This window comes from Bacillus sp. VT 712 (genome assembly GCF_001614195.1).
Lineage (GTDB): Bacteria > Bacillota > Bacilli > Bacillales > Bacillaceae_H > Priestia > Priestia flexa.
On record NZ_LWBK01000046.1, the window covers coordinates 1 to 21760 of the forward strand.

The following is a 21760-nucleotide window of genomic DNA, read 5'->3' on the forward strand; positions in this document are numbered from 1 at the left end:
AACAGCATCTCCGCATCAAAAAGTTTTACGGACAAAGTGAATGGGCGATTCACAACCAAGTGTTGATCGCACTTATCGTCTTTTGTCTGCATGTACTCGTGCAGCTCGAAACAAAAAGTAAGCGAAAACTCCTGCAAATTAGCCGTTATTTAAGGGCTGCTTTGTGGAAGCCAGCACATATCTGGCTTCGAAAAATTAAAGGGGAAGCTGTCCCTTAATGAGCAAATGATCGTTGTCTCTTTTGTCTACTTGTAAATAAAAACCAAATGGATGGAGCCACCTTTGTTTGGATATTCACTTTTTTGGCTCTTCATTAGGAAAGATATAAAACTGAAAATTCAAATAAAATTTATGCAACACTAGTGATTTAAAAAAGACAAAACAACAAATTAATGAGTGGTACGTAAGAGCCCCAAAGAGAACACAAAAAGAGTTTATGATTTGGGTAGAACAAAATGTCCCTCAGCATATTAAGCCATACGTGCGAAGCGAGTATTTAGGCATGGAATATAACTTGCTGAAAAAAGGAAAAGTTGGCTACAAGAAAATGTCAGAGTTAGGGTACGGTGAATTCATTTCAGGAATAAAAGAAGGTGAGTATGATGGAAAATAAGCTCGGGGAATTAATTATGCTAGTAGGTCTTCCTGGAAGCGGGAAATCTACATTAGCTGAAGAAATAGCCCAAACTAAAAAATATGTTCACTTATCTTCTGATAACATCAGACAAGAGCTGACGGGCGATGTGAATAATCAAGACGAAAACAGCAGGATATTTGAAGTGATGAATGAGCGAGCTACGGAGCTGTTAAAAAGCGGTCAGCATGTAATATATGATGCGACAAATGTTCATCGCAAGCGAAGAAAGCATTTGATTACTCAAGTGTTTAAGGCGAATAAAAAAACGGTGTACTATTTAAATGAACATATTGACGAAGTGAAATCGCGTAATCAACAACGTGCTAGAGTAGTGAAAGAAGAGTCGATTAATAGAATGTATAAAAGTGCTCATATTCCAGTTGAAAATGAAGGCTGGGATGAAGTAACGTACATTTCAACTAAGAAGCGTCACTCCATTGAGCATAAAGAGGCTTGCGAAAAACTTTTTACTAAGCACTTACCTCACGATGAGCTATTTTCAGAGCTATCCTGCTATATACCCGACTTTAGCGCGATTATTGACTTACCGCAAGACTCAAAATACCACAGCTTCTCTGTTAGTCGACATACGTATTATGTGTATCTGCATATACAAGAGCACTATCAAGACCCTAATAAGCTGGTTCTTTTGTGGGCAGCGCTGTTTCATGATCTCGGAAAAGGAACGTGCAAGTCGTTTGTGAACTACAAAGGGGAGGAAACAAAATATGCGAGCTTCATCGGACATGACTATGTTTCTTCACAGCTGGCAGCGTATTGGCTAACGATACTTGGGTATGAAGGCGAGTTCGTCAAGCGTGTTTCGGCACTCACTCAGTTTCATATGTATCCGATGAATGCAGGTGATAAGAAGCTAAGGGAATTAAAGGAGCTTCTTGGAGATGAGCTATTTTCAGAGCTAATTATTCTGCATGAAGCAGATCTACAGGCTAAATAGAAATAAGCAGCGAGGGAGGAACCCAGCTGCTTATTTCTATTGACCTTTAATTACGTCAAACGGAGTTTCTTTACCGTTAATCAGCACTTTAAGCGTACTATCAGGCGAATCCCATGTAAGCTTATAGATGAACGGTTTTTTTATCGTGTTTTCAGATTTTGTTTCAGTTAATTTAATTGTGATTACGTCTTCTCTTTGTTCAAGGTTTGCGGATAAAAGCTGAGACGTTTGATAAATAAGATAACCTTCAGTGTTTTTATCTCCTTGAATCAGCTGAAGATCAGCCGCGTCATTCGTTTCTTCTTCAATAGATTTTGGAGCTGTTTTTACTTCGCTGAGGCTGACTTCTGAGCTGTTACAAGCAGAGAGTGTAAGAGCAGCAAGGAATCCTACCGTCATGATTTTTTTCAATGGTGCACCTTCTTTTGTTATTATTTTCTAAATAGTATAACGTAAAAGTCAGAAGTGCGTAAAGACTCTCCTGTTTACAAACGCACTTCATAGCGCTCTTTGCGCTTTAAACTTGGAAAAGCAATGCCAACTAAAATAAGAATAACGCCCATCCATTGAATAGAAGCAACCGATTCATGTAACACAAAAGTGGACATAAACACAGCGGTTGGCAGTTCTGAAGCACTTAAAATAGCACCAAGATTTCCGCCGACTTTTGGCATGCCGGTATTAAACAGAATCGGAGGAAGCAATGACCCGAATAACCCCATTAATAGCCCATACATCCATAAATGTATAGATACGAGTTCTTCCACCATAAACGTCGGTGGCATAACAATAAAGATAAGAAGCGCAGCACCGGTTGTCATGATGGCACTTTTGCGGATTGGGTGAATCGAAATAGACGTGCGTCCGCTAAAAAAGATAAAAAATGAAAACGATACGGCAGCAAGCAGACCAAAGAGTATTCCTAGACCTGAAAAAGCAATCGTACTTTCAGCAACGCCGGATGCTAAGAGTGAGCCTCCCATAATAATAGCCGCTGCCACTAGCTGCTTAGAAGTAGGTGCTTTCTTGTCAAACACGTATTGTAAAATCATGCTGATCCATGTGAACTGTAGTAAAAGAATAATGGCAAACGACGCGTTGATGTAGCTAAGCGCGTAGTTATAAAAAATCCCTGTTAGTCCCATTGGCGTCCCGCTGAGCAGTAAAACAGCCCAATTTTTTTTCCGAAGAGGACTTTTGGGCACAAAGCTAGCCAGTATCCAAAGCAGAAGTGCACCTAGTAGATACTGACTTCCTGTTAAAGCATTCACACCAAACCCCGCAGCGTATCCAAGCTTCACAAAAGTTGAGACAACACCATACGAGCACCCACCTAAAAAGACAAGGAGAGCATAAAACCATAAATTCATAAAAATCCTCCTTTAAACAATACAAAAGCCACCCATCTTCGAGGAGATGGGTGGCGAAAAATAGCAGTAAAAAATCCACCTGCTGCAGGAATTGCAGCTTTTAAGGTATGTAACTAGCTTTATTATAAAATGATATCATGCAGCTATCAATAGAAATTCGATTAAGAGGTTTATATAAATATATCTCTTGCATTCCACAAAAAAACCATAGTATAATTTAAATCGTAATCCTTACTATTTAAATTAATGAGGAGGTATTTGATATGAAAAAAATACCGGTAACAGTACTAAGTGGTTATTTAGGATCGGGGAAAACCACGTTATTAAATCACGTGCTCCAGAATCGTGATGGCCTTCGCGTAGCGGTGATAGTAAATGATATGAGTGAAGTAAATATAGCGCAGAGTTGGTGAAGGAAGGTGGAGATTTATCGAGGACAGAGGAAAGGCTCGTTGAAATGTCAAACGGCTGCATTTGCTGCACGCTTCGAGAAGATCTGTTAGTTGAGGTTGAAAAGCTTGCTCAAAGAGGAAACATTGACTACATATTAATTGAATCAACAGGAATTAGTGAGCCGGTTCCAGTTGCTCAAACATTTTCGTATATAGATGAAGAGCTAGGCATTGATTTAACACAATTTTGTACATTAAACACGATGGTAACGGTTGTAGATGCCAATCGCTTTTGGCATGACTTTCAATCTGGAGATTCATTGTTAGACCGTAAAGAAGCGCTCGGTGAAGAGGATGCGCGTGAGATTGCAGATTTATTAATTGATCAAAATGTCACAAGCGGGTCCATCTGTTAGTATTGAACCCGTTTCATATTGGGTAGCGTCGCTTCCAGCCCTTGAACAAGAGCAGATCCAGCCTGCATCTGTTGACTTACGCCTGGGATTTAGCTACTTAAAGGTGAAACAGCATCAAGTTGGACTTATGTCTTTAAATGAAGAAATACAGTATGAGCATTTTGAAAATAGATAGGCTTTAAATTGGTTTTTTTATGTTAAAATTAACAATAAAAGAAAATCCCAAAAAAGAGGGTGACACGATGAAGGATAAAAAGAAACAAAAAATAATAATGAGCTTAATCATTGCCATTGTTGCGCTATTAGTTACATCATTCATCTTGTTTTTTAAAGGGTATTATGGGGCATCGCTAGGAGTCGGCGGCGTGTTTTTTGTGTTAGCAACAGCTTTGGGTCAGTGGTCTTCAACTAAAAACGAAGACTATGTGTATAGAAAATCAGGAGGTCCATACTTGTGATAAGGCTGTCGATGCTTATTAGATTAACTAGCGTCATAGATCTACTAGTCAAAGCCAAAAAAACAAACCAATCAAGAGGTTTGTTTTTTTATTTGAGCTCCTTAAGAACAACTTATCCTTTTTTCTTTAGCAAAAACATGATAGGGTATTAAATACTTAGAACTTTTTTAGAGAATGGTTTATTCATTTGATTAGTAACTACTCAAATATAACCTCTTTCTCATGAGGTGAATTTCTGTATCCACTTCAATACTTATATTAGAAATCCTTGATTTTCAGGCTTTGACAGAGGTTTAAATCGTAGGCACATTCATCATTTAAAAAAAATTACTAAATGTGTTGACATTTATACCTATAGGGGTATATTATATGAGTAACGAAACACAGCACTTCAAAAAAGGAGGAACGCTGATGGAATATACGACTCAAATTCAAAATCGTGTTAAGCGTATAGAAGGTCAGCTTCGCGGCGTTTTACGCATGATGGAAGAAGGAAAAGACTGCAAGGAAGTTATAACGCAGCTTTCTGCAGCACGATCAGCAATCGATCGCACAATGGGTCTTGTGGTGAGCACAAACTTAGTAGAATGTGCGCTGGAAGCAGAAAGAAACGGCGAATCTGTGGATGAAATGATTCAAGAAGCCGTTGGATTATTAGTAAAAAGCCGCTAATTTTTTTAATATAAAATATACCCCTATAGGTAAATGGAGGAATGGAAATTGAACGTAACAAAACAATTAGACGCAAAAGGTTTAGCATGTCCAATGCCAATTGTACGAACAAAGAAAGCAATGAACGAATTACAAACGGGTGAAGTACTAGAAGTTATTGCGACTGATAAAGGAGCAAAAAGTGACTTAACAGCATGGGCGAAGTCAATGGGACACACAATCGTTAAAGCAGAAGAAACAGATGACGTACTATCATTTTGGATTCAAAAAGGATAATTTTTTCAGCTAACATTATACCCATACGTGTATAAGTAAAAACAAGGAGGAATTTAACATGGAAAAGAAAAGAACAACAATTGTATTATTCAGCGGTGATTACGATAAAGCCATGGCTGCTTATATTATTGCAAACGGGGCAGCAGCTTACGATCATGAAGTAACCATCTTCCATACGTTCTGGGGATTAAACGCTCTTCGTAAGGAAGCAATGGTGCCAACTAAAAAAGGGTTTATGGAAAAAATGTTTGGTAAAATGATGCCTCGCGGCGCAGATAAAATGGGCCTTTCAAAAATGAATTTTGCAGGAATGGGACCTAAAATGATTAAAAGCGTCATGAAAAAGCACAATGCGGTGCCATTACCAGATTTAATTGAAATGGCAAAAGAGCAAGATGTAAAGCTTGTAGCATGCACAATGACGATGGATTTATTAGGATTACAAAAAGAAGAGTTAATAGATGGAATCGATTATGCTGGTGTAGCTGCTTATTTAGCAGACGCTGAAGAAGGTAACGTAAACTTATTCATTTAATGAGGAGGACTATTCATGAAAGAGATTCTAGCAAAAGATGTTGAAAAGAAATTAAATCAGTTAACGGTACTGGATGTGCGTGAAGTAGCTGAGGTAGCGGAAGGCAAAATTCCTAACGCTCTTCACATTCCGTTAGGGTTAATCGAATTTCGTATGAATGAGCTGGATAAAAACGTTGAGTACACGGTTGTGTGTCGCTCAGGTGGGCGCAGCTCTCAGGCAGTTCGCTTTTTAGAAAATCAAGGATTTAAGGTTCAGAACATGACGGGCGGTATGCTGGCATGGGAAGGGCCAACAGAATAAAAAAAATTTGCAAGTTAATATACCCTAGGAGGTAATAAGGATGAAAGCCAACGTAATTTTAGATGCAAAGGGCCTAGCGTGCCCAATGCCGATTGTAAAAACAAAAAAAGCAATGAATGATGTAGAAGCAGGACAGGTGCTAGAAGTGCAGGCAACGGATAAAGGTTCAAAAGCGGACTTGCAGGCGTGGGCAGAGCGTACAGGTCACCAGTATTTAGGCGTCATTGAAGAAGGCGACGTGTTAAAGCACTTCTTGCGCAAATCATCTAATGAAGAAGGAATTGAAAAGAAACATCCATACCTTGTTAGCAACGATGAACTAGAAGCAAAATTAGCAGCTAACGAATCGATTCTTGTAGTAGATGTGCGAGAAGAAGCAGAATATGGATTCCGCCATATTCCGAATGCAGTTAATATTCCACTAGGAGACCTAGAGGCGCGTATGAATGAGCTTGATAAAGGTAAAGAGGTATTTGTTGTTTGCCGTACAGGAAGCAGAAGTGATTTAGCAGCTCAAAAGCTGAGTGAAAGCGGATTTACAAGCGTAAAAAATGTTGTACCTGGTATGAGTGAATGGTCAGGAGAAACGAAATCATTAGCATAAATTTTTTTATCAAAATAAATACCCTAGGAGGTAATTTAGGTGACAGTAAATCAAATGAGTGCTGCTGAGGTAGCAAAAAAAGCAATTAACAAAGAGGCTTTATTTATCTTAGATGTTCGTAACGAAGATGCATTCCAAGATTGGAAAATTGAAAGTGAAAACTTTACGTATTTAAATATTCCGTACTTTGACTTATTGGACGGTGTAGAAGGTATTCTAAATCAACTTCCACAAGATAAAGACATATTAGTTGTCTGTGCAAAAGAAGGCTCATCGATTATGGTAGCAGAAATGCTTTCAGATGAAGGAAAAGACGTATTTTATTTAGCTGGTGGTATGCGCGCTTGGAGTGAGCATTTAGAGCCAGTGAAGTTAGGCGAATTAAAAGATGGCGGAGAGCTATATCAGTTTGTTCGTATCGGTAAAGGTTGTTTATCATACATGGTTGTGTCAAACGGTGAAGCAGCAATTATTGATTCAACACGCATGACGGATACGTATTTACAGTTTGCCGATGAGATAGGAGTGAAAATTACTCACGTATTTGATACGCACCTACACGCAGATCACATTTCAGGTGGACGCATGATTGCGGAAAAAACAGGAGCTGCTTATTGGTTGCCGCCAAAAGACGCAACAGAAGTAACTTTTGCATATGAAGCGCTTGAAGACGGTAACGACGTGACAATCGGAAATACAACGATTCACATTCACGCGCTTTATTCACCAGGTCACACGATTGGATCTACATCTTTCATCGTTGATAATCGCTACTTATTATCAGGAGATATTTTATTTATTGATTCAATTGGTCGTCCTGACTTAGCTGGTATGGCTGAAGATTGGGTAGCTGATCTTCGTGAAAGTCTATACACTCGCTATCGTAACCTATCAGATCAATTAATCGTTCTGCCGGCTCATTTTATGATTATGGATGAGCTAAATGAAGATGGAAGCATAGCAAAACCACTTCATGAGCTATATGCAAACAATCACGGCTTAAACATTGAGGATGAAGAAGAATTTCGTAAGTTAGTAACGGAGAACCTACCTCCTCAGCCCAATGCATATCAAGAAATTCGTCAAACAAATATGGGGAAAATGACGCCAGATGAAGATAAGCAGCGTGAAATGGAAATTGGACCAAACCGCTGTGCAGTTCGATAAAGAGGAGGAGAAATAATGGGAACTTTTGTAGATGCGACAGGATTAGCATGTCCAATGCCAATCGTAAAAACAAAAAAAGCAATGAATGAGCTAAATTCAGGTGAAATTCTAGAAATTCATACAACAGATAAAGGAGCAAAAAGTGACTTAGCTGCTTGGGCAAAATCAATGGGCCATGTGCTTGTTAAACACGAGGAAGAAGGATCTGTCTTCAAATTTTGGATTCAAAAAGCGTAACAAATAGAGGGGAACCACGCACGGTTCCCTTTTCTAATGAAAGGAGTCTATCACATGGATCTTTGGTTTATAACGGTTATCTTTTTAATTGGGTTTATTGGTTCGTACTTATCTGGAATGCTTGGAATTGGTGGTTCAATTATTAAGTATCCAATGCTTTTATATATTCCTCCGATACTTGGTCTTACAGCTTTTTCAGCACATGAAGTCTCAGGAATTAGCGCTGTCCAAGTGTTCTTTGCGACAATTGGGGGCGTATGGGCGTATCGAAAAGGAGGTTATTTAAACAAAAACCTTATTCTTTATATGGGAGCTAGCATTTTAATCGGAAGCTTTATTGGTGGGTTTGGTTCTCAAATGATGTCAGAAGAAGGTATTAACTTCGTATATGGAATTTTAGCGTTAGTTGCTGCTATTATGATGTTTGTTCCGAAAAAAGGCATTGATGACCTGCCACTTGATCAAGTAACGTTTAATAAATGGTTAGCTGCTGGCTTAGCTTTCATTGTGGGAGTAGGATCTGGTATTGTCGGAGCAGCGGGAGCCTTTTTATTGGTACCGATTATGCTTGTTGTTCTTAAAATTCCAACACGTATGACAATCGCCTCTTCTCTAGCCATTACGTTTATCTCATCAATTGGCGCAACGGTAGGAAAAGTAACGACTGGGCAAGTTGATTACGGTCCAGCTCTTATTATGGTTATTGCAAGCTTAATCGCCTCTCCTCTTGGAGCAAAGGCAGGGAAAAAAATCAATACAAAGGTTTTACAAATCGCTCTTGCACTATTAATTTTAGCAACGGCAATTAAAATATGGATTGATATTTTGTGAGCGTAGAAATTATTCTGCGCTTTTTTCTGTTGTGAAAATGTGAACAAAAGTCGAATTTTGTCATTAAATGCTATGAATACCTATCCGAAATGAATATTTTTATGATAAAATAAAAATATTATGTTCGTCTTGCTTCATTAGAACTGCTTTGTGACTAAGGGTTTGTTAACAATTAAAAGAATGGAAAGACCAAAATAGGTTAACACTTGTACAAAAATGTATTTTTTGTGAACTTCTTCTTAGAAGTTAGTCAAATAAATAGTGAGTTGTTATTATTTAAGAAGAGCATGGAGTAGGAGACTACTTAAAACTACTTTTTTACTGCAAAGGCGGTAAAATTGACAAAGGAATGAAACAAACAATCATGCAAAGTACTACAAAAACAAATCATCATGCTGAACAAGCATCGTTACCAAAGCAAACGTTTGTGGCGATTTTATCCCAAACCATTAAAACAGGCATTATTAAATCTAATTTAATACCTATGTTTGCCGGGTTAACCTTAGCTTTGTACACATATGACATGAGTCTGTTTGATAATATTCCTGAAATTATTTTAGCTTTTATCGGCTCTTTCCTTGTGATCGGTGCAGCTGGGGCTTTTAATAACCTCTACGATCGCGACATCGATGCCATTATGGAAAGAACAAAAAGCAGACCGACTGTAACCGGTGAAGTGAAACCAACATTTGTATTAGTACTTGCAAGCAGCATGGCCATTCTCGGAATTGGAGCTCTTGCATTAACGACACCACTCGCTGCCTTGTTAGGATTTCTAGGGCTGTTTTTTTATGTGGTTCCGTATACAATGTGGACAAAGCGCCGCACAATTTATAATACAGAAGTCGGAAGTATTTCAGGGGCAATGCCTCCGTTAATCGGATGGGCAGCTATTTATCCAGACGTGACTCATCCAGCCATTATAGGATTATTCGTTGTAACTGTTATTTGGCAAATGCCACACTTTTATGCCATTGCGATCCGTAAACATGACGAGTACAAAGCAGCTAATGTACCAATGCTTCCGGTAGTTAAAGGGTTTGAGCGCACGTACATTCAAACAAATAGTTACCTCGCAATTTTAGTTGTCATTAGCTTTTTATTCGGAACGTTAAGCATAGGTTTAATGCTCGTTGCCTTGCTATTAAGCGTTGCTTGGTTTGTGCTTAGCATTACGGGGTACCGAAAAATGGATAAAGAAAAATGGGCAAAATCAATGTTTATTTTTTCACTAATTCATATGACGGTGTTATTTTCAACAATTATTATCTATTCATTAATAGGTATTTTCTTTAATATTTAAATCGAAAAGCGACTCCTTATCAAAACGGAGTCGCTTTTTTTAAATAATAACTGTTTAAATTTTCTAAAAAATACTTGCTGTTATAAAATGATTCGGTATATGATAAATATGAAACATACCAACCGGTTAGTAAGTATAGCCAATTCTGCGAGGAGGGGAAAAGATGCATGTGAAAGAGCTCTTTGACCTAACAGGTCAGGTCGCAATCGTAACGGGAGGAGGCCGAGGCCTTGGTGAACAGTTTGCAACCGGATTAGCTGAAGCGGGCGCTCACGTTATCGTTTGCTCTCGAAAGTTGGAATCTTGTGAAAGCGTATCCGAAAAAATAAAAGAACTAGGCGTTGAATCGTTAGCAATACAGTGTGACATCACGAATCAAGAAGATGTTAAAAACGTGGTGGATACGGTCATTGCTCAGTTTGGAAAAATTGACATTGTGGTTAATAACAGCGGAGCAACATGGGGATCAAAGGTGGAAGAGATGCCTTTAGAAGCTTGGCAGAAAGTGCTTCAAACAAACGTAACAGGCACATTTTTAATGGCTCAAGAAGCTGGAAAACATATGATACATGCTAAAAAAGGCAAGATTATCAATATCGCATCGGTCGCTGGATTTGGAGGTTCACATCCAGAATATATGAATTCTATTGGCTATAACACAAGTAAGGGAGCCGTTATTACGTTTACGAAGGATTTAGCCGTAAAGTGGGGACAGCATAACATTCAAGTAAATGCAATTGCTCCAGGATTCTTCCCGACGAAAATGGCGGCTATGACGATGAGAGAAGGAAGAGATTACTTTTTAGAACAAACGCCGCTCAAGCGTTTTGGTACAGACGTTGATTTAAAGGGAGCAGCTGTTTTTCTAGCATCAAGAGCTTCCGATTACGTCACAGGTGATGTTCTAGTTGTAGACGGGGGGTTGCTCGCAACATAACTTATTAAATTTCAAAAGGCGGCGGAGAAAATGAAAGAACGCATCATGGAAACAAGCATTTTACTATTTGCAAAGAAAGGCTTTAAAGAAACGTCCATTCAAGATATTGCAGATGAATTGAACGTGACCAAAGGAACCTTTTATTATTATTTTAAAAGCAAAGAAGAAGTGCTGCTTGATATTCACCGCTCATATATTGAGCACTTAGTTGAAAATCAAGAAACCATTTTGCGTGCCGATGAGTTGTCTTGCGGAGAAAAACTCTATGAGATGATTTTTAAATTAATTTACGATATTGAAAAAGAGGGACTGCGAGCTAAAGTGTTTTTTCGCGAAATGCGCCATTTGAGTGATAACCACCTTTTAAGCATTGTGCCAAAGCGTGATCAGTTTAAAATGAATCTTCAAGATCTAATTGAAGCTGGAATAAAAGCTGGTGAATTTAGAAGGGACTTGCCAGCAGATATCGTAACGCTTGGAATCTTAGGCATCACAAACTGGAGCTATTTTTGGTTTCAGCCAAGCGGAGAACGTTCAGCACAAGAAGTAGCAGCGATTTTTTATAACATGCTAGTAGATGGACTACAGTTGAAAGGGGAATAAAAAAATGATCATTAAGCATATAACAGTTGTAGGTGCAGGGCAAATGGGTCATCAAATTGCCATCTTAGCAGCTTTAGGAGGTTATGAAACTACGATTCACGATATGAATGAACATTCACTCAATAGTGCAAGAAATCAGCTTCATACACTGTTAAATCGATGGATTAATAAAGGGAAATTAACCGTAAAGCAAAAGGATGAAGCGCTTGTTAGGCTATCGTATACTACTGATTTAAAAGAAGCTGTTTCTACTACTGACTTTGTGATTGAAGCGGTTGTTGAAAAGCTTGAAGTAAAGAGAAGCGTATTTGCTCAGCTTGATGAGTATGCGCCAAAGCACGCTATTTTAGCTTCCAATAGCTCGACGATCGTTAATTCTTTACTAGCTTCTGCAACGACTCGACCTGATAAAGTCGTAAATATGCACTTTTTCTTCCCACCGGTAGTCATGGACTGTGTAGAAGTTGTCATGAGTGAGAAAACAAGTCAAGAAACAGCAGCGATTACCATGAATGTATGTAAGCAAATGAATCGTACAGCAGTCTTGCTTCAAAAAGAAATCTCTGGTTTTATCGCTAATCGTATTTTAGGTGCTCTTCATAAAGAAGCGATGTTTCTTTACGAAAACGGTTATGCGGACTTCAAAGATATTGATTTAATTTGTAAAAAAGCGCTTAATCATCCGATTGGACCATTTGAATTAATGGATTTATCCGGTATTGATGTTGGCTACTACGTAATGAATCAGCGCTATGCAGAAACGGGAGATCCAAGCGATTTACCTCCCGAATTCCTAAAAGAAAAAGTAGAAAAAGGAGAGCTTGGGCGCAAGACGGGAAAAGGGTTTTATACGTATGAAAAAGAGCATATCAAAAAATAACGAGCAATCACCAAAGAAGGGGAGAGGTTAAACATGAGCGATACGAAAATTAAAGTGAGATTTTGCGAGACAGATGCGCTGGGTCATATTAACAATACAAGCTATTTTATTTATTTAGAAGAAGCGCGAATTGATTTCTTTGAAAAAATGGGTGTGAAAATGGATTCAAGCAAGTGGGCTTATTTAATTGCTTCCACCAAATGTGATTTTATTGCCCAAGGGTATTTTAATCAAACACTTGTTGTTTCCACGTACGTAACGCGCATCGGTCATAAAAGCTTTACGATTGGTCACGAAATTACGGACAGTAAAACGAATAGGTTAATTGCTAGAGGAGAAGCGGTTCTTGTTCACTTCGATTTTGACTTGCAAAAGAGCGTACCGCTTCCAGATGACGTGTGTGCGTTTTTACAGAATTATTTACAAACTGTTTAAGAGAGGGAGTGGAAACAATGTTTCAAGACGTAAAACCATCGTCGTTTGGCGGTACGTTCATAGTGAAGGCTGCGTCTGATGCATGCACTCCAGAAGACTTAACAAGTGAGCAAAAGCTAATCGCGCAAACTGCTAGTCAGTTTGCGATGGAGTGCTCAGTGTGTAAAGTATATAGCTCTGAAGCATTCGACACGGTGGTGGACGAAGCGCTTCAGCTACACGGCGGTGCTGGGTTTATTCAAGATTACGAAATTGAATCAGTTTATCGCGATTCGCGTATTAATCGGATTTTTGAAGGAACAAACGAGATTAATAGACTGGTCTTACCGATGCACTTTCTGCGAAAAGTAAAAAGTGGAGAGCTTGTTTTAAATCAGGAAACACTTGAACAAGCATATGGCGCTATAAAAGAAGAAAATGACCTTCTCCCTCTTGAAAAGAAAGCTGTTCACACAGTGCGCTATCTTCTTCTATTACTTTTAAGTGAAGCATTAAAAGTAGCAAAAGAGCATATAGTCCACGAGCAAGAAGCCTTAATGAAGCTTTCAAACCTTGCTATTGGTTTATATGCAATGGAATCAGCCGTCATCCGAACGGAAAAAGCAGTCAGGAAAAATGGGAAAGAAAACGAACAGCTGAAAGTTGATCTGACAGAGCTAGTAGTGGATTTAACGATGCGCGAGGTAAGAGATGAAGCGACGCAGCTTATTAACGGTATTGCTACTGGTAAAAAGCATCAAGCCCTTCACTATGAACTTCAGACTGTAATGAGCGATTTTCAATACGAAGGCACGTTTACTAAAACGCGAAGAGTGGCAGATTCATTGATTGAAAGCGATCGTTATACGTGTTAACTAAAAAGGAGGAGTAAAAATGAAAGCGATTCAATTCAAACAATACGGTAGTCCAGATGTACTAAGAGTGATTAATTTGGCAAGACCCGTCCCGAAAAAGAAAGACGTTTTGATTAAAGTAGAAGCGATTGGTGTTAATTACGCTGATACGGCTAGAAGAGAAGGAGCATACGTTGTTGATACGCCGCTTCCGTTTATTCCTGGTTCTGAAGTGGCAGGAGAGGTTGTTGAGCTTGGTGAAGAAGTAGAAGGAATAAAAGTTGGAATGAAAGTCGTTACGCTGCTTGGGTCACACCGAGCAACAGGATATGCGGAGTATACGCTTGCCGATTCTAGAGGTCTTATTCCGCTGTCGGACGGAGTTGATCTTAAGCAAGCAGCTGCCTTGCCGCTTCAAGGCTTAACAGCGTATCACATTTTAAAAACGATGGGGCGAATTGAAAAAGGAGAAACTGTTGTGGTACACGCTGCTGCAGGAGGCGTTGGTACGCTTGCTGTGCAGCTTGCGAAAAAGTTTGGTGCTAACGTAATTGCCACAGCGAGCTCAGATGAAAAGCTTGCTATTGCCAAGCGTCTAGGAGCCGATGTTCTCATTAATTATACGGAAGCAGGATGGCAAAACAAAGTGATGGAAGAAACAAAGCACGGAGCGGACGTAATTTTAGAAATGGTTGGAGGGTCCATTTTTTACGATTCTCTGCATTGTCTTGCGCCGTTTGGCCGTCTTGTATTCTACGGAATGGCAAGCGGTCAGCCTGTAAAATTTAATCCAGGAAGGCTGATGGAGAAAAACCAGTCCGTAATGGGGTTCTTTTTACCACAAATGATGGCAAAGCCTAGTTTGTATCAGCAAAGTTTACAAGAGCTGTTAACCTATATGAAAAACGGCGAGCTTGAACTGCTGATTGGTGGAACGTATCCACTTGAAGATGCAGCGCATGTTCATCGTTTATTACAAGGAAGAAAAACGACAGGAAAACTTATTTTAGTACCATAAATTTTCGAACTAAGAACATTTGATTTTACAGATGTTCTTTTTTTTAGTATTATATATAAGGTTACAGATCGTAACGTAAATGTAAGATTTTCAATGTAAAACAACCTATATGCATTATATCTTGCAAATATGAACAGATAGGTGGAAACAAAAAAATGAGTACTAACAAACCTTATAGAGTTCTTCTCTATTACATGTATGTTCCAATTGAAAACGCAGAGGAATTTCGTGATGAGCAGTTTGCGCTATGCGAAGAGCTTGAACTAAAAGGAAGAATTTTAGTAGCTTCTGAAGGAATTAATGGAACAGTTTCAGGAACAGTAGAACAAACAAATCGCTACATGGAAGTAATGAAGCAAGACCCTCGCTTTAGCGAAATGGTCTTCAAAATAGATGAAGCCGATGAGCATGCGTTTAAAAAATTACGCGTTCGCCATCGCCCAGAGCTCGTAACATTACGTCTTGAAAACGACATAAACCCACTTGAAACAACAGGTAACTATTTAAGTCCAAAAGAGTTTTTCGAAGCAATGCAGCAGGAAGATACGGTTGTAATTGATGCGCGAAACGACTATGAGTTTGACTTAGGTCACTTCAGAGGTGCAGTACGCCCAGATATCCGTAATTTCCGCGAGCTGCCAAACTGGATTCGTGAAAACAAAGAAATGTTTGAAGATAAAAAAGTCTTAACATACTGCACGGGCGGTATCCGCTGCGAGAAGTTCTCAGGCTGGTTAAAAGAAGAAGGCTTTGAGGATGTAAGTCAGCTTCACGGCGGAATTGTAACATACGGTAAAGACCCAGAAGTGCAAGGTGAATTATGGGACGGGCAGTGCTACGTGTTTGATGAGCGTATCAGCGTTCCTGTAAACCAAAAAGAACACGTAATTGTTGGTAAAGACCACTTTGACGGACAGCCTTGTGAGCGCTACGTAAACTGCGCAAATCCAGCGTGTAACCGTAAGATTTTAGCTTCTGAAGAAAACGAGCACAAATATTTACGCAGCTGCTCTCACGAGTGTCGCGTAAATCCTCGTAACCGCTATGTAAAAGAGCACGGTTTAACGGACGAGGAATTTGCACAGAGAGTAAAAGAAGTACAAGAACTAGCAACAACATAAAAAAACAGCATTCATTTAAGGCTCAAATCTCACACGATTTGGGCTTTTTTGGTTTGAATGAGTTACATACAAACCATTTATTTTTTTACAGGTAAAGCAGGAATGAAAGAGATATGAATGGAAAATAATGAAAAAGAAAGGAGTGTGGAAAGAATGAAGCATTTTATAGGTATCTTCACTCTAGCAGCTGTATTGACCGGATGCCAAGATCAGGCAGACGAGAAAAAGCAAGTTCCACCCACAAATCCCAAGGAAGAAGTTGAAGAAACGGTGACTACGCCGAAACCATCACAACCGATTAAGCAGCCTCCAGTTCAAGCAGTGGATGAAAATATCCACTTGTATATTAAGAAATATGCAGAGGCTTATGCAAAAGCCGTTACAGCAGGGTCAATTAAAGAAATCAGTCCGTTTTTGAAAAAAGGTAGTGTTCTATACAACGCGGAGCTTGCAAAAATCAATGAGCTAAACTCAAAGAAGATCTCGTATAAACTTTTGAACGTGAAGCTAATGGGCCTTCAAAAAACGGATGATGGGTACGTCATTAAAGTAGAAGAGTCCTTTGAACAAGCGGAACCTGGGAAAGGTTCACAAACAGTAATGTTTAACAAATTGTATACTACAAGCTACAAAGATGGTAAATTGATGATTGTAGATATAAAAGAGGAAGCGTAAACCAGTTAGCTAATCGTGCAACTGGTTTCTTTTTAGAGTATATTTATAAATAAAACTATGTTCTAAATAATCATTATAAAGAAAAACAGCGGATTAACGAATTAAAATGTTATCAAAAATGATAATAATAAATTGATTTCTATTATAGGTGTGCTATTATTATCATATATGATAATAATGAAAGGAAGGTCTTGATGAGTTCATCAAAAGCAGACGCAATCTTACATCCAATCCGAATGCGGATTATACAGGAGTTAGCAAGCAAACCTTGTACAGTACAAGAGCTACTTCAGTGCCTTCAAGATGTTCCTCAAGCAACGTTGTATCGCCACTTAAATACGCTAAAAAAAGCGGAAGTTATTGAGGCAATTAAAGCACAAAAGATTAGGGGAACGGTTGAAAAAACGTACGCGTTAGCACAGGCTAGTGCTATTTTATCAGGAGAAGAAGTTCAACATTTATCTAAAACAGAACACTTGCAGCATTTTATGAACTTTTACACGATGCTCGCCAAAGAGTTTGAAGCATATCTAGAGGGAGACGTTAATTTTGAGAAAGATGGATTTGGGTACCACCAGCTTCCCCTTCATTTAAGTGAGAGTGAGCAGCAGGCGTTTTTAGAAGACTATAAAAAGCTGATAGATAAATATCAGCTTAAGCCACGAGAAGATCGCCGTATGCGTACGATGGCCGTCTCATTTATTCCAGAACGTCAAAGAGGAGAGAACTAAGATGCGGGAAAAAGAACTTCAGCTTACAGCTGTTAAGGCCATGCTAACAATTCCTGATGAGAAATCAGGTAAGAAGCCGGCTGTATTAATAATTAGCGGGAGTGGTCCAGTAGATTATAACGGAAACACCAAAAAGTTTGCGAGCAACGTTTATCGTGATTTAGCAGCGGTCTTTACAGAAATGGGATATGTCACACTTCGTTATGACAAGCGAAATCTCGACGCGTTTTACAAAACGACGTTAACAGACCTCATTCAAGATGCAAAAGAAGCTTTTCACGCTTTGCAAAATCAGCCTGAAGTAGATGATAAGCAACTATTTATTGCGGGACATAGCGAAGGGGCAATGATTGCTACAATGATTGCGGAAGAACTTCATGCTACAGGCTTAATTTTGCTAGCTGGTGCAGGACAAAACCTCATCGAAGCAACTGAGTATCAGCGAGAACGAGCTTATAAAGAAATCTCGGCTCAAGGTGGGTTTAAAGGTTGGTTATTCCAAAAGCTAAAGGTTATTGAAAAAGATCGACAAAAAGCTGATAATCTTTTCAAGCGTTTTAAAGAAGCAGAAGAAGACGTTGTGCGCGTGCAGCTTGTTCGTATGAATGCAGCATGGTGGAGAGAGCATATGGTGGTAAATATGCATCACTATTATGAAAAATTATCGATACCCATTTTAGCTATAACGGGATCAAAGGATGTGCAGGCAGATCCTAACGCACTTCAAACTCTAAAACCGTATCCTACAATTGAAACAGTAATCATTAAAGATATGAATCACGTATTAAAAATACAAACAGAAGAGCCTTCCATGATGAAGCTGCTGAAGCAATATAAGCAGACGTTTTCACAGCCGATTGCACCAGAGCTATGTGACGTAATGGGAAGCTGGCTTACGAAACAAATACAAGGAAGGAAGTCTCATGAATAAACTGATTTTAATTATATTTACTATTGCTGTTATTGCACAGCTGACGGGGATTGTTCTTTTATTTATAAATGCCAAGCTCGCCCTTCAGGTTTTTCTCTACTATGTGGCGGCAATTATTCTATTAGTTCCTTTATTAATCATAAAAAAACGGAAAACAAAAGAGGAGGATCCAAATGATTATCGTGACTACTGATAATGTATCAAACTATCAAGTAACAGAAACAATTGGGTATGTAAAAGGAAGCACGGTGCAGTCTAAAAACATCGGTCGTGATATTTTAGCGGGCTTAAAGAATATTGTAGGAGGAGAAATTAAAGAATATACGGAAATGATGGACGATGCTCGAAAAATCGCAGTTGCGCGCATGGTTAGAGATGCTGAAGAAAAGGGAGCAAATGCCATTGTCGGCTTCCGTTTAGTCAGTTCAGCTATTGCCAGTAACGCTTCTGAAATTGTGGCGTACGGAACGGGTGTGAAGGTAGTTAACAGTTAAGAATAGCCCCCCCTCTTAACACGCTTATGAAAATATATCTATGCTAAAAGTTTTAATTCTATTGTAAAAATATATTTCCATAGAAATATTTACAAAGTATAATGGTTCACTGTAAAAAGTTTATGTAGGGGGCAATATACGTAATGAGTAAGTTTTTTAAAGTACTAACATCAAGTTTAGTTGTAGGAGTGTTACTGGCTGGTTGTGGTAGCAACTCTGATAGTTCTAATGGTGCAGAAGAAACAAAAGAAGAGCCAAAAGCAGCGGAACAAAAACCATTAAAGAATGATGTTCCAAAACCAGAGAAAGATGAAAGTGGAAATTACATACTGAACGTTCCTGGTCAAAAGGTAAAAGATGATGGTGCTACGGCAGAACTCTTAAAAATAAAAGAAGTAAATGAAACAGTCGATATTTCACCATTAAAAGTGACAATTGAAGATATTAAAGTAATTAAATTAACAGATCTAGACGAAGAGTTTGCTGAAGGTCTAGAGTGGATGGCTGACACAAAAATTAACCCAGAGGAAACTTCTTATGTTCAGGTTAATTACACTGCAGAAAACACATCTGACAGCAATATTGAATGGTACGATATTATGAATGTTGTTACCGATAAAGGTGAACAAATCGACGGACAACTTAAAGATTTTATTTCTGATGACGGAGATTCAGATTCACAATTCATTGGTAAAGTTAAAAAAGAATATACAGATGGTTTTGTTGTAAAAAATGAAGATATCAACTCTGTTAAGCTAGTTTTTGGTTATACTGAAGACGAAGACTATAACGAAATTACACCTGAACAAACGGTTGAATACACGTTTGAATAAGAAAAACTGCCGAAGGGAATTCCTATCGGCAGTTTTTATACTTTTATCTTAAAATGAAAGGGAGAAACAAGAAGTGAAATATGTAATTGAAAAAATGACAGTGAACGATATTCACTCTGTACAACAAGTAGCCACAGATAGTTGGAATCATACATATAAAGGCATTATCCCTTTGGACGTACAAAACAATTTCTTACGAGCTGCATACAGTACAGAAATGTTGAAAAAAACGGATGGAAGAGTCGGAGTTGTGGGTAGCCCTCGTAGAAACTAAAGTAGCGGGCTTTGCAAACTTTACACCAGTTAATGAAAAATAGGAAAGTGAGCTGCTAGCGATTTACTTACTGCCAGATTATCAAAGAAAAGGAATTGGTACAGCACTTTTTGCAAAAGGAAGCCGTCATGTCAAAAAAGTGATTGTCCATGTTGAGCGCGAAAACCAAAGTGGCATGTCCTTTATCGTACACAAGGGTTTACAGTTACAGATGATTTTGATGAGGATTTTGACGGGCATCTCCTACAAACCGTTCAAATGACTCTTCAAATAAAGTAAAAGAATCAGTGAGTTAATACTGATTCTTTTTACGAACTCATTTTTTATTAAACTATGTTCTAAATAAACAACAATATTAAAAACCTCAGTACTTAAAACCTTTTTACAATATCATAATTTATTCATAATAACTACCCTTTTCATAAAAATAAAAATGCCTTTCTTTCTTAAAACGAGGTTGCTTTTCTTTTATAGAAAGCTTACACTAGTAAAGCATATTAAAAGGATGGTGTTTTATGAAAAAAAGAGATAATGTGATTCCTTTTACTCCTAAGAAAAACCCTTCGCATTATTCCCCAGCTTCCGTTAAGTTAGATAAGAAGTTAGTGGAGTTTCTCGAAATCATGGACTTTGATGATCGTAATGATTTTTTAAACGAAATGATTGATTCATTCTTTCAATATGTAAAGAGTGAAGAAGACGAAGTGCAATAAACGATAGGAAAACATCTTAACCAAACAGATGTTTTTTTGTTTGGTTTTATTTGTCTCCCCGACAAATGAGTTTTACTAGTATCTTCTTAGTAAAAGGCACAGGATATACGAATATATAGATGAATACATTCATTTTCACACATAATCTTCTCAACATATTTTCTTATTCCTAAAGTAAAAAGAGGCTGGGACATAACTAGCCAAAAATAATGAAAAAGGGTTCTCATCATCGCATGTTGATGATGAGAACCCTTTTTTGTTGATCTGTTTGATTGGTCTATGCACATTTTACGCTGGAGGCGATGTACTTTCGTACATTCACCGCCATGAACGCAAACCCTAATTCGTTTTTCACGTTCTCTTTGCCTCTTACGGACATTCGAGTGAAACGCAAATTAGCTTTCAGATATCCAAAAACTGGTTCTACGTCAATCTTACGTTTTCCGTAGACTTTACCCGTTTTTTCTTCTGAAAGCAGCTGTTGAATGCTTTTCTTTTGTTGTTCCCACTTTTCGTTATAATGGATTCTTCGGTTCTTTCCTTCCTTCGCCTTCGTACATTGTAAACGAAAAGGACAACCTGAACAGTCCTCACATTCGTACACATTGAATAACCTTGTAAATCCGTAACGGTCTGTGCGATGCGATTTGTAACGAAACGTCAACTTATTCCTGTTGTGACAAGTAAAGGAATCATCTTCTTCATGATAATCCCAATTCGCTGTCTGAAATGGGTCATTCTTAACGCGTTTTTTCTTCTCTTTTCGATACATACTATATGTGATAAGAGGCGTACGCTTTCTGTTCTGCACATCGAGGTAATTCTCTTCACTTCCATATCCCGCATCTGCGACAATATAGTCTGGGAGTTCGAAGAGTGATGTTCAATTGCGTCAAGAAACGGACAAAGTGTTCGTGTGTCCGTTGGATTTGAAAAGACATCGTAAGCAAGTGTATATTGACCTTCTGGGTGAACACGAAATCGATTGATTGTCCGATAGCTCGGTTCGTAACCTTGAGCTAGCCACATCATACGTATACGATCTTTGAGAAGCGCTTCAATTTTTCTTCCTGAAAAAACTGACTGTGTGTAGGCACATAAAATGATTTTCATCATCATGCGT

31 protein-coding genes and 4 pseudogenes are annotated in these 21760 nt (G+C 38.5%); 31 read left to right on the forward strand and 4 right to left on the reverse strand.

What is annotated here, in order from left to right:
- The 3 genes and pseudogenes from A2U94_RS17250 to A2U94_RS17255 form a co-directional block, all read left to right on the forward strand.
- A pseudogene (locus tag A2U94_RS17250) lies at nt 1–218 on the forward strand (IS4 family transposase); the annotation flags it as partial.
- Nucleotides 219–436: 218 nt separating this feature from the next.
- A complete protein-coding gene (locus A2U94_RS21315; RefSeq protein WP_156413483.1) occupies nt 437–613 on the forward strand; it encodes a hypothetical protein in 177 nt (58 codons plus the stop codon).
- Nucleotides 600–1595 carry an ATP-binding protein gene (locus A2U94_RS17255; RefSeq protein WP_081801803.1) on the forward strand — a complete coding sequence of 332 codons (996 nt, stop codon included), beginning with the start codon at nt 600–602 and terminating at the stop codon, nt 1593–1595. The genes A2U94_RS21315 and A2U94_RS17255 overlap by 14 nt, the downstream gene beginning before the upstream one ends.
- Nucleotides 1596–1631: 36 nt before the next feature.
- Here A2U94_RS17255 and A2U94_RS17260 read toward each other — a convergent pair whose 3' ends face one another.
- Both A2U94_RS17260 and A2U94_RS17265 read right to left on the reverse strand, forming a co-directional pair.
- Nucleotides 1632–2006 (reverse strand): putative periplasmic lipoprotein, encoded by a 375-nt coding sequence (locus tag A2U94_RS17260; protein WP_025907971.1) that lies wholly within the window; start codon nt 2004–2006, stop codon nt 1632–1634.
- Nucleotides 2007–2080: 74 nt separating this feature from the next.
- Entirely contained in the window at nt 2081–2965 is an 885-nt protein-coding gene (locus A2U94_RS17265) for an EamA family transporter (protein WP_025907970.1), read from the reverse strand.
- 263 nt (nt 2966–3228) lie between these two features.
- Between A2U94_RS17265 and A2U94_RS17270 the strand changes: the two are divergent.
- From A2U94_RS17270 to A2U94_RS17395, 28 genes and pseudogenes are all read left to right on the forward strand, one after another.
- A pseudogene (locus A2U94_RS17270) lies at nt 3229–3746 on the forward strand (GTP-binding protein); the annotation flags it as partial.
- The gene (locus A2U94_RS21935; protein WP_225001820.1) at nt 3739–3948 is read left to right on the forward strand and encodes a hypothetical protein; all 210 of its coding nucleotides are present in this window, start codon (nt 3739–3741) and stop codon (nt 3946–3948) included. The pseudogene A2U94_RS17270 and the gene A2U94_RS21935, both read left to right, overlap by 8 nt.
- 67 nt (nt 3949–4015) lie before the next feature.
- Nucleotides 4016–4231, forward strand: coding sequence for a hypothetical protein (locus tag A2U94_RS17275; protein WP_025907967.1), 216 nt, complete (start codon nt 4016–4018; stop codon nt 4229–4231).
- A gap of 411 nt (nt 4232–4642) precedes the next feature.
- Nucleotides 4643–4903 (forward strand): metal-sensitive transcriptional regulator, encoded by a 261-nt coding sequence (locus A2U94_RS17280; protein ID WP_025907966.1) that lies wholly within the window; start codon nt 4643–4645, stop codon nt 4901–4903.
- 48 nt (nt 4904–4951) lie between these two features.
- Nucleotides 4952–5179 (forward strand): sulfurtransferase TusA family protein, encoded by a 228-nt coding sequence (locus tag A2U94_RS17285; protein ID WP_025907965.1) that lies wholly within the window; start codon nt 4952–4954, stop codon nt 5177–5179.
- Between the two features lie 58 nt (nt 5180–5237).
- Nucleotides 5238–5714 carry a DsrE/DsrF/DrsH-like family protein gene (locus tag A2U94_RS17290; RefSeq protein ID WP_025907964.1) on the forward strand — a complete coding sequence of 159 codons (477 nt, stop codon included), beginning with the start codon at nt 5238–5240 and terminating at the stop codon, nt 5712–5714.
- A 15-nt stretch (nt 5715–5729) separates the two neighbouring features.
- Nucleotides 5730–6017, forward strand: coding sequence for a rhodanese-like domain-containing protein (locus A2U94_RS17295; protein ID WP_025907963.1), 288 nt, complete (start codon nt 5730–5732; stop codon nt 6015–6017).
- A 40-nt stretch (nt 6018–6057) separates the two neighbouring features.
- The gene (locus A2U94_RS17300; protein WP_025907962.1) at nt 6058–6621 is read left to right on the forward strand and encodes a sulfurtransferase TusA family protein; all 564 of its coding nucleotides are present in this window, start codon (nt 6058–6060) and stop codon (nt 6619–6621) included.
- A 54-nt stretch (nt 6622–6675) separates the two neighbouring features.
- Nucleotides 6676–7788, forward strand: a complete 1113-nt coding sequence (locus A2U94_RS17305; protein ID WP_163071166.1) for an MBL fold metallo-hydrolase — start codon at nt 6676–6678, stop codon at nt 7786–7788.
- Between the two features lie 15 nt (nt 7789–7803).
- Complete coding sequence (locus A2U94_RS17310; protein WP_025907960.1) at nt 7804–8025, forward strand: sulfurtransferase TusA family protein; 222 nt, start codon at nt 7804–7806, stop codon at nt 8023–8025.
- A gap of 54 nt (nt 8026–8079) precedes the next feature.
- On the forward strand, nt 8080–8856 hold the full coding sequence (locus A2U94_RS17315) for a sulfite exporter TauE/SafE family protein (RefSeq protein ID WP_025907959.1): 777 nt from the start codon (nt 8080–8082) through the stop codon (nt 8854–8856).
- A 364-nt stretch (nt 8857–9220) separates the two neighbouring features.
- Nucleotides 9221–10159, forward strand: coding sequence for a heme o synthase (cyoE, locus tag A2U94_RS17320; RefSeq protein ID WP_035320018.1), 939 nt, complete (start codon nt 9221–9223; stop codon nt 10157–10159).
- Nucleotides 10160–10322: 163 nt separating this feature from the next.
- Nucleotides 10323–11096 carry an SDR family oxidoreductase gene (locus tag A2U94_RS17325; protein WP_025907957.1) on the forward strand — a complete coding sequence of 258 codons (774 nt, stop codon included), beginning with the start codon at nt 10323–10325 and terminating at the stop codon, nt 11094–11096.
- Between the two features lie 30 nt (nt 11097–11126).
- Nucleotides 11127–11699 (forward strand): TetR/AcrR family transcriptional regulator, encoded by a 573-nt coding sequence (locus A2U94_RS17330; protein WP_025907956.1) that lies wholly within the window; start codon nt 11127–11129, stop codon nt 11697–11699.
- Nucleotides 11700–11703: 4 nt separating this feature from the next.
- On the forward strand, nt 11704–12579 hold the full coding sequence (locus tag A2U94_RS17335; protein WP_025907955.1) for a 3-hydroxyacyl-CoA dehydrogenase family protein: 876 nt from the start codon (nt 11704–11706) through the stop codon (nt 12577–12579).
- 33 nt (nt 12580–12612) lie between these two features.
- On the forward strand, nt 12613–13014 hold the full coding sequence (locus A2U94_RS17340) for an acyl-CoA thioesterase (RefSeq protein WP_025907954.1): 402 nt from the start codon (nt 12613–12615) through the stop codon (nt 13012–13014).
- 17 nt (nt 13015–13031) lie between these two features.
- Nucleotides 13032–13868 (forward strand): acyl-CoA dehydrogenase family protein, encoded by an 837-nt coding sequence (locus A2U94_RS17345; protein WP_062686887.1) that lies wholly within the window; start codon nt 13032–13034, stop codon nt 13866–13868.
- A 19-nt stretch (nt 13869–13887) separates the two neighbouring features.
- The gene (locus A2U94_RS17350; RefSeq protein ID WP_025907952.1) at nt 13888–14865 is read left to right on the forward strand and encodes a quinone oxidoreductase family protein; all 978 of its coding nucleotides are present in this window, start codon (nt 13888–13890) and stop codon (nt 14863–14865) included.
- Between the two features lie 155 nt (nt 14866–15020).
- Nucleotides 15021–15986, forward strand: a complete 966-nt coding sequence (gene trhO, locus A2U94_RS17355) for an oxygen-dependent tRNA uridine(34) hydroxylase TrhO (protein WP_025907951.1) — start codon at nt 15021–15023, stop codon at nt 15984–15986.
- A 153-nt stretch (nt 15987–16139) separates the two neighbouring features.
- On the forward strand, nt 16140–16661 hold the full coding sequence (locus A2U94_RS17360) for a TcaA NTF2-like domain-containing protein (RefSeq protein WP_139109197.1): 522 nt from the start codon (nt 16140–16142) through the stop codon (nt 16659–16661).
- Nucleotides 16662–16855: 194 nt separating this feature from the next.
- Nucleotides 16856–17392, forward strand: coding sequence for a helix-turn-helix domain-containing protein (locus tag A2U94_RS17365; RefSeq protein WP_025907949.1), 537 nt, complete (start codon nt 16856–16858; stop codon nt 17390–17392).
- A 1-nt stretch (nt 17393) separates the two neighbouring features.
- Entirely contained in the window at nt 17394–18323 is a 930-nt protein-coding gene (locus tag A2U94_RS17370) for an alpha/beta hydrolase (protein ID WP_025907948.1), read from the forward strand.
- On the forward strand, nt 18316–18516 hold the full coding sequence (locus A2U94_RS17375; protein WP_025907947.1) for a hypothetical protein: 201 nt from the start codon (nt 18316–18318) through the stop codon (nt 18514–18516). The genes A2U94_RS17370 and A2U94_RS17375 overlap by 8 nt, the downstream gene beginning before the upstream one ends.
- Complete coding sequence (locus A2U94_RS17380; protein WP_025907946.1) at nt 18497–18817, forward strand: YbjQ family protein; 321 nt, start codon at nt 18497–18499, stop codon at nt 18815–18817. Before A2U94_RS17375 ends, A2U94_RS17380 begins: the two co-directional genes overlap by 20 nt.
- Nucleotides 18818–18960: 143 nt before the next feature.
- Nucleotides 18961–19650, forward strand: a complete 690-nt coding sequence (locus A2U94_RS17385; protein WP_025907945.1) for a hypothetical protein — start codon at nt 18961–18963, stop codon at nt 19648–19650.
- A gap of 73 nt (nt 19651–19723) precedes the next feature.
- Nucleotides 19724–19924 (forward strand): hypothetical protein, encoded by a 201-nt coding sequence (locus A2U94_RS22360; RefSeq protein ID WP_025907944.1) that lies wholly within the window; start codon nt 19724–19726, stop codon nt 19922–19924.
- A 61-nt stretch (nt 19925–19985) separates the two neighbouring features.
- Nucleotides 19986–20186 (forward strand): GNAT family N-acetyltransferase, encoded by a 201-nt coding sequence (locus A2U94_RS22365; protein WP_374699994.1) that lies wholly within the window; start codon nt 19986–19988, stop codon nt 20184–20186.
- A 253-nt stretch (nt 20187–20439) separates the two neighbouring features.
- Nucleotides 20440–20637, forward strand: coding sequence for a hypothetical protein (locus A2U94_RS17395; protein WP_025907943.1), 198 nt, complete (start codon nt 20440–20442; stop codon nt 20635–20637).
- A 277-nt stretch (nt 20638–20914) separates the two neighbouring features.
- Here the strand turns inward: A2U94_RS17395 and A2U94_RS20860 are convergent.
- Nucleotides 20915–21615 (reverse strand): annotated as a pseudogene (locus A2U94_RS20860) (transposase); the annotation flags it as partial.
- 57 nt (nt 21616–21672) lie between these two features.
- Nucleotides 21673–21756: pseudogene (locus A2U94_RS22370) on the reverse strand (hypothetical protein); the annotation flags it as partial.
- Nucleotides 21757–21760: the final 4 nt, after the last annotated feature.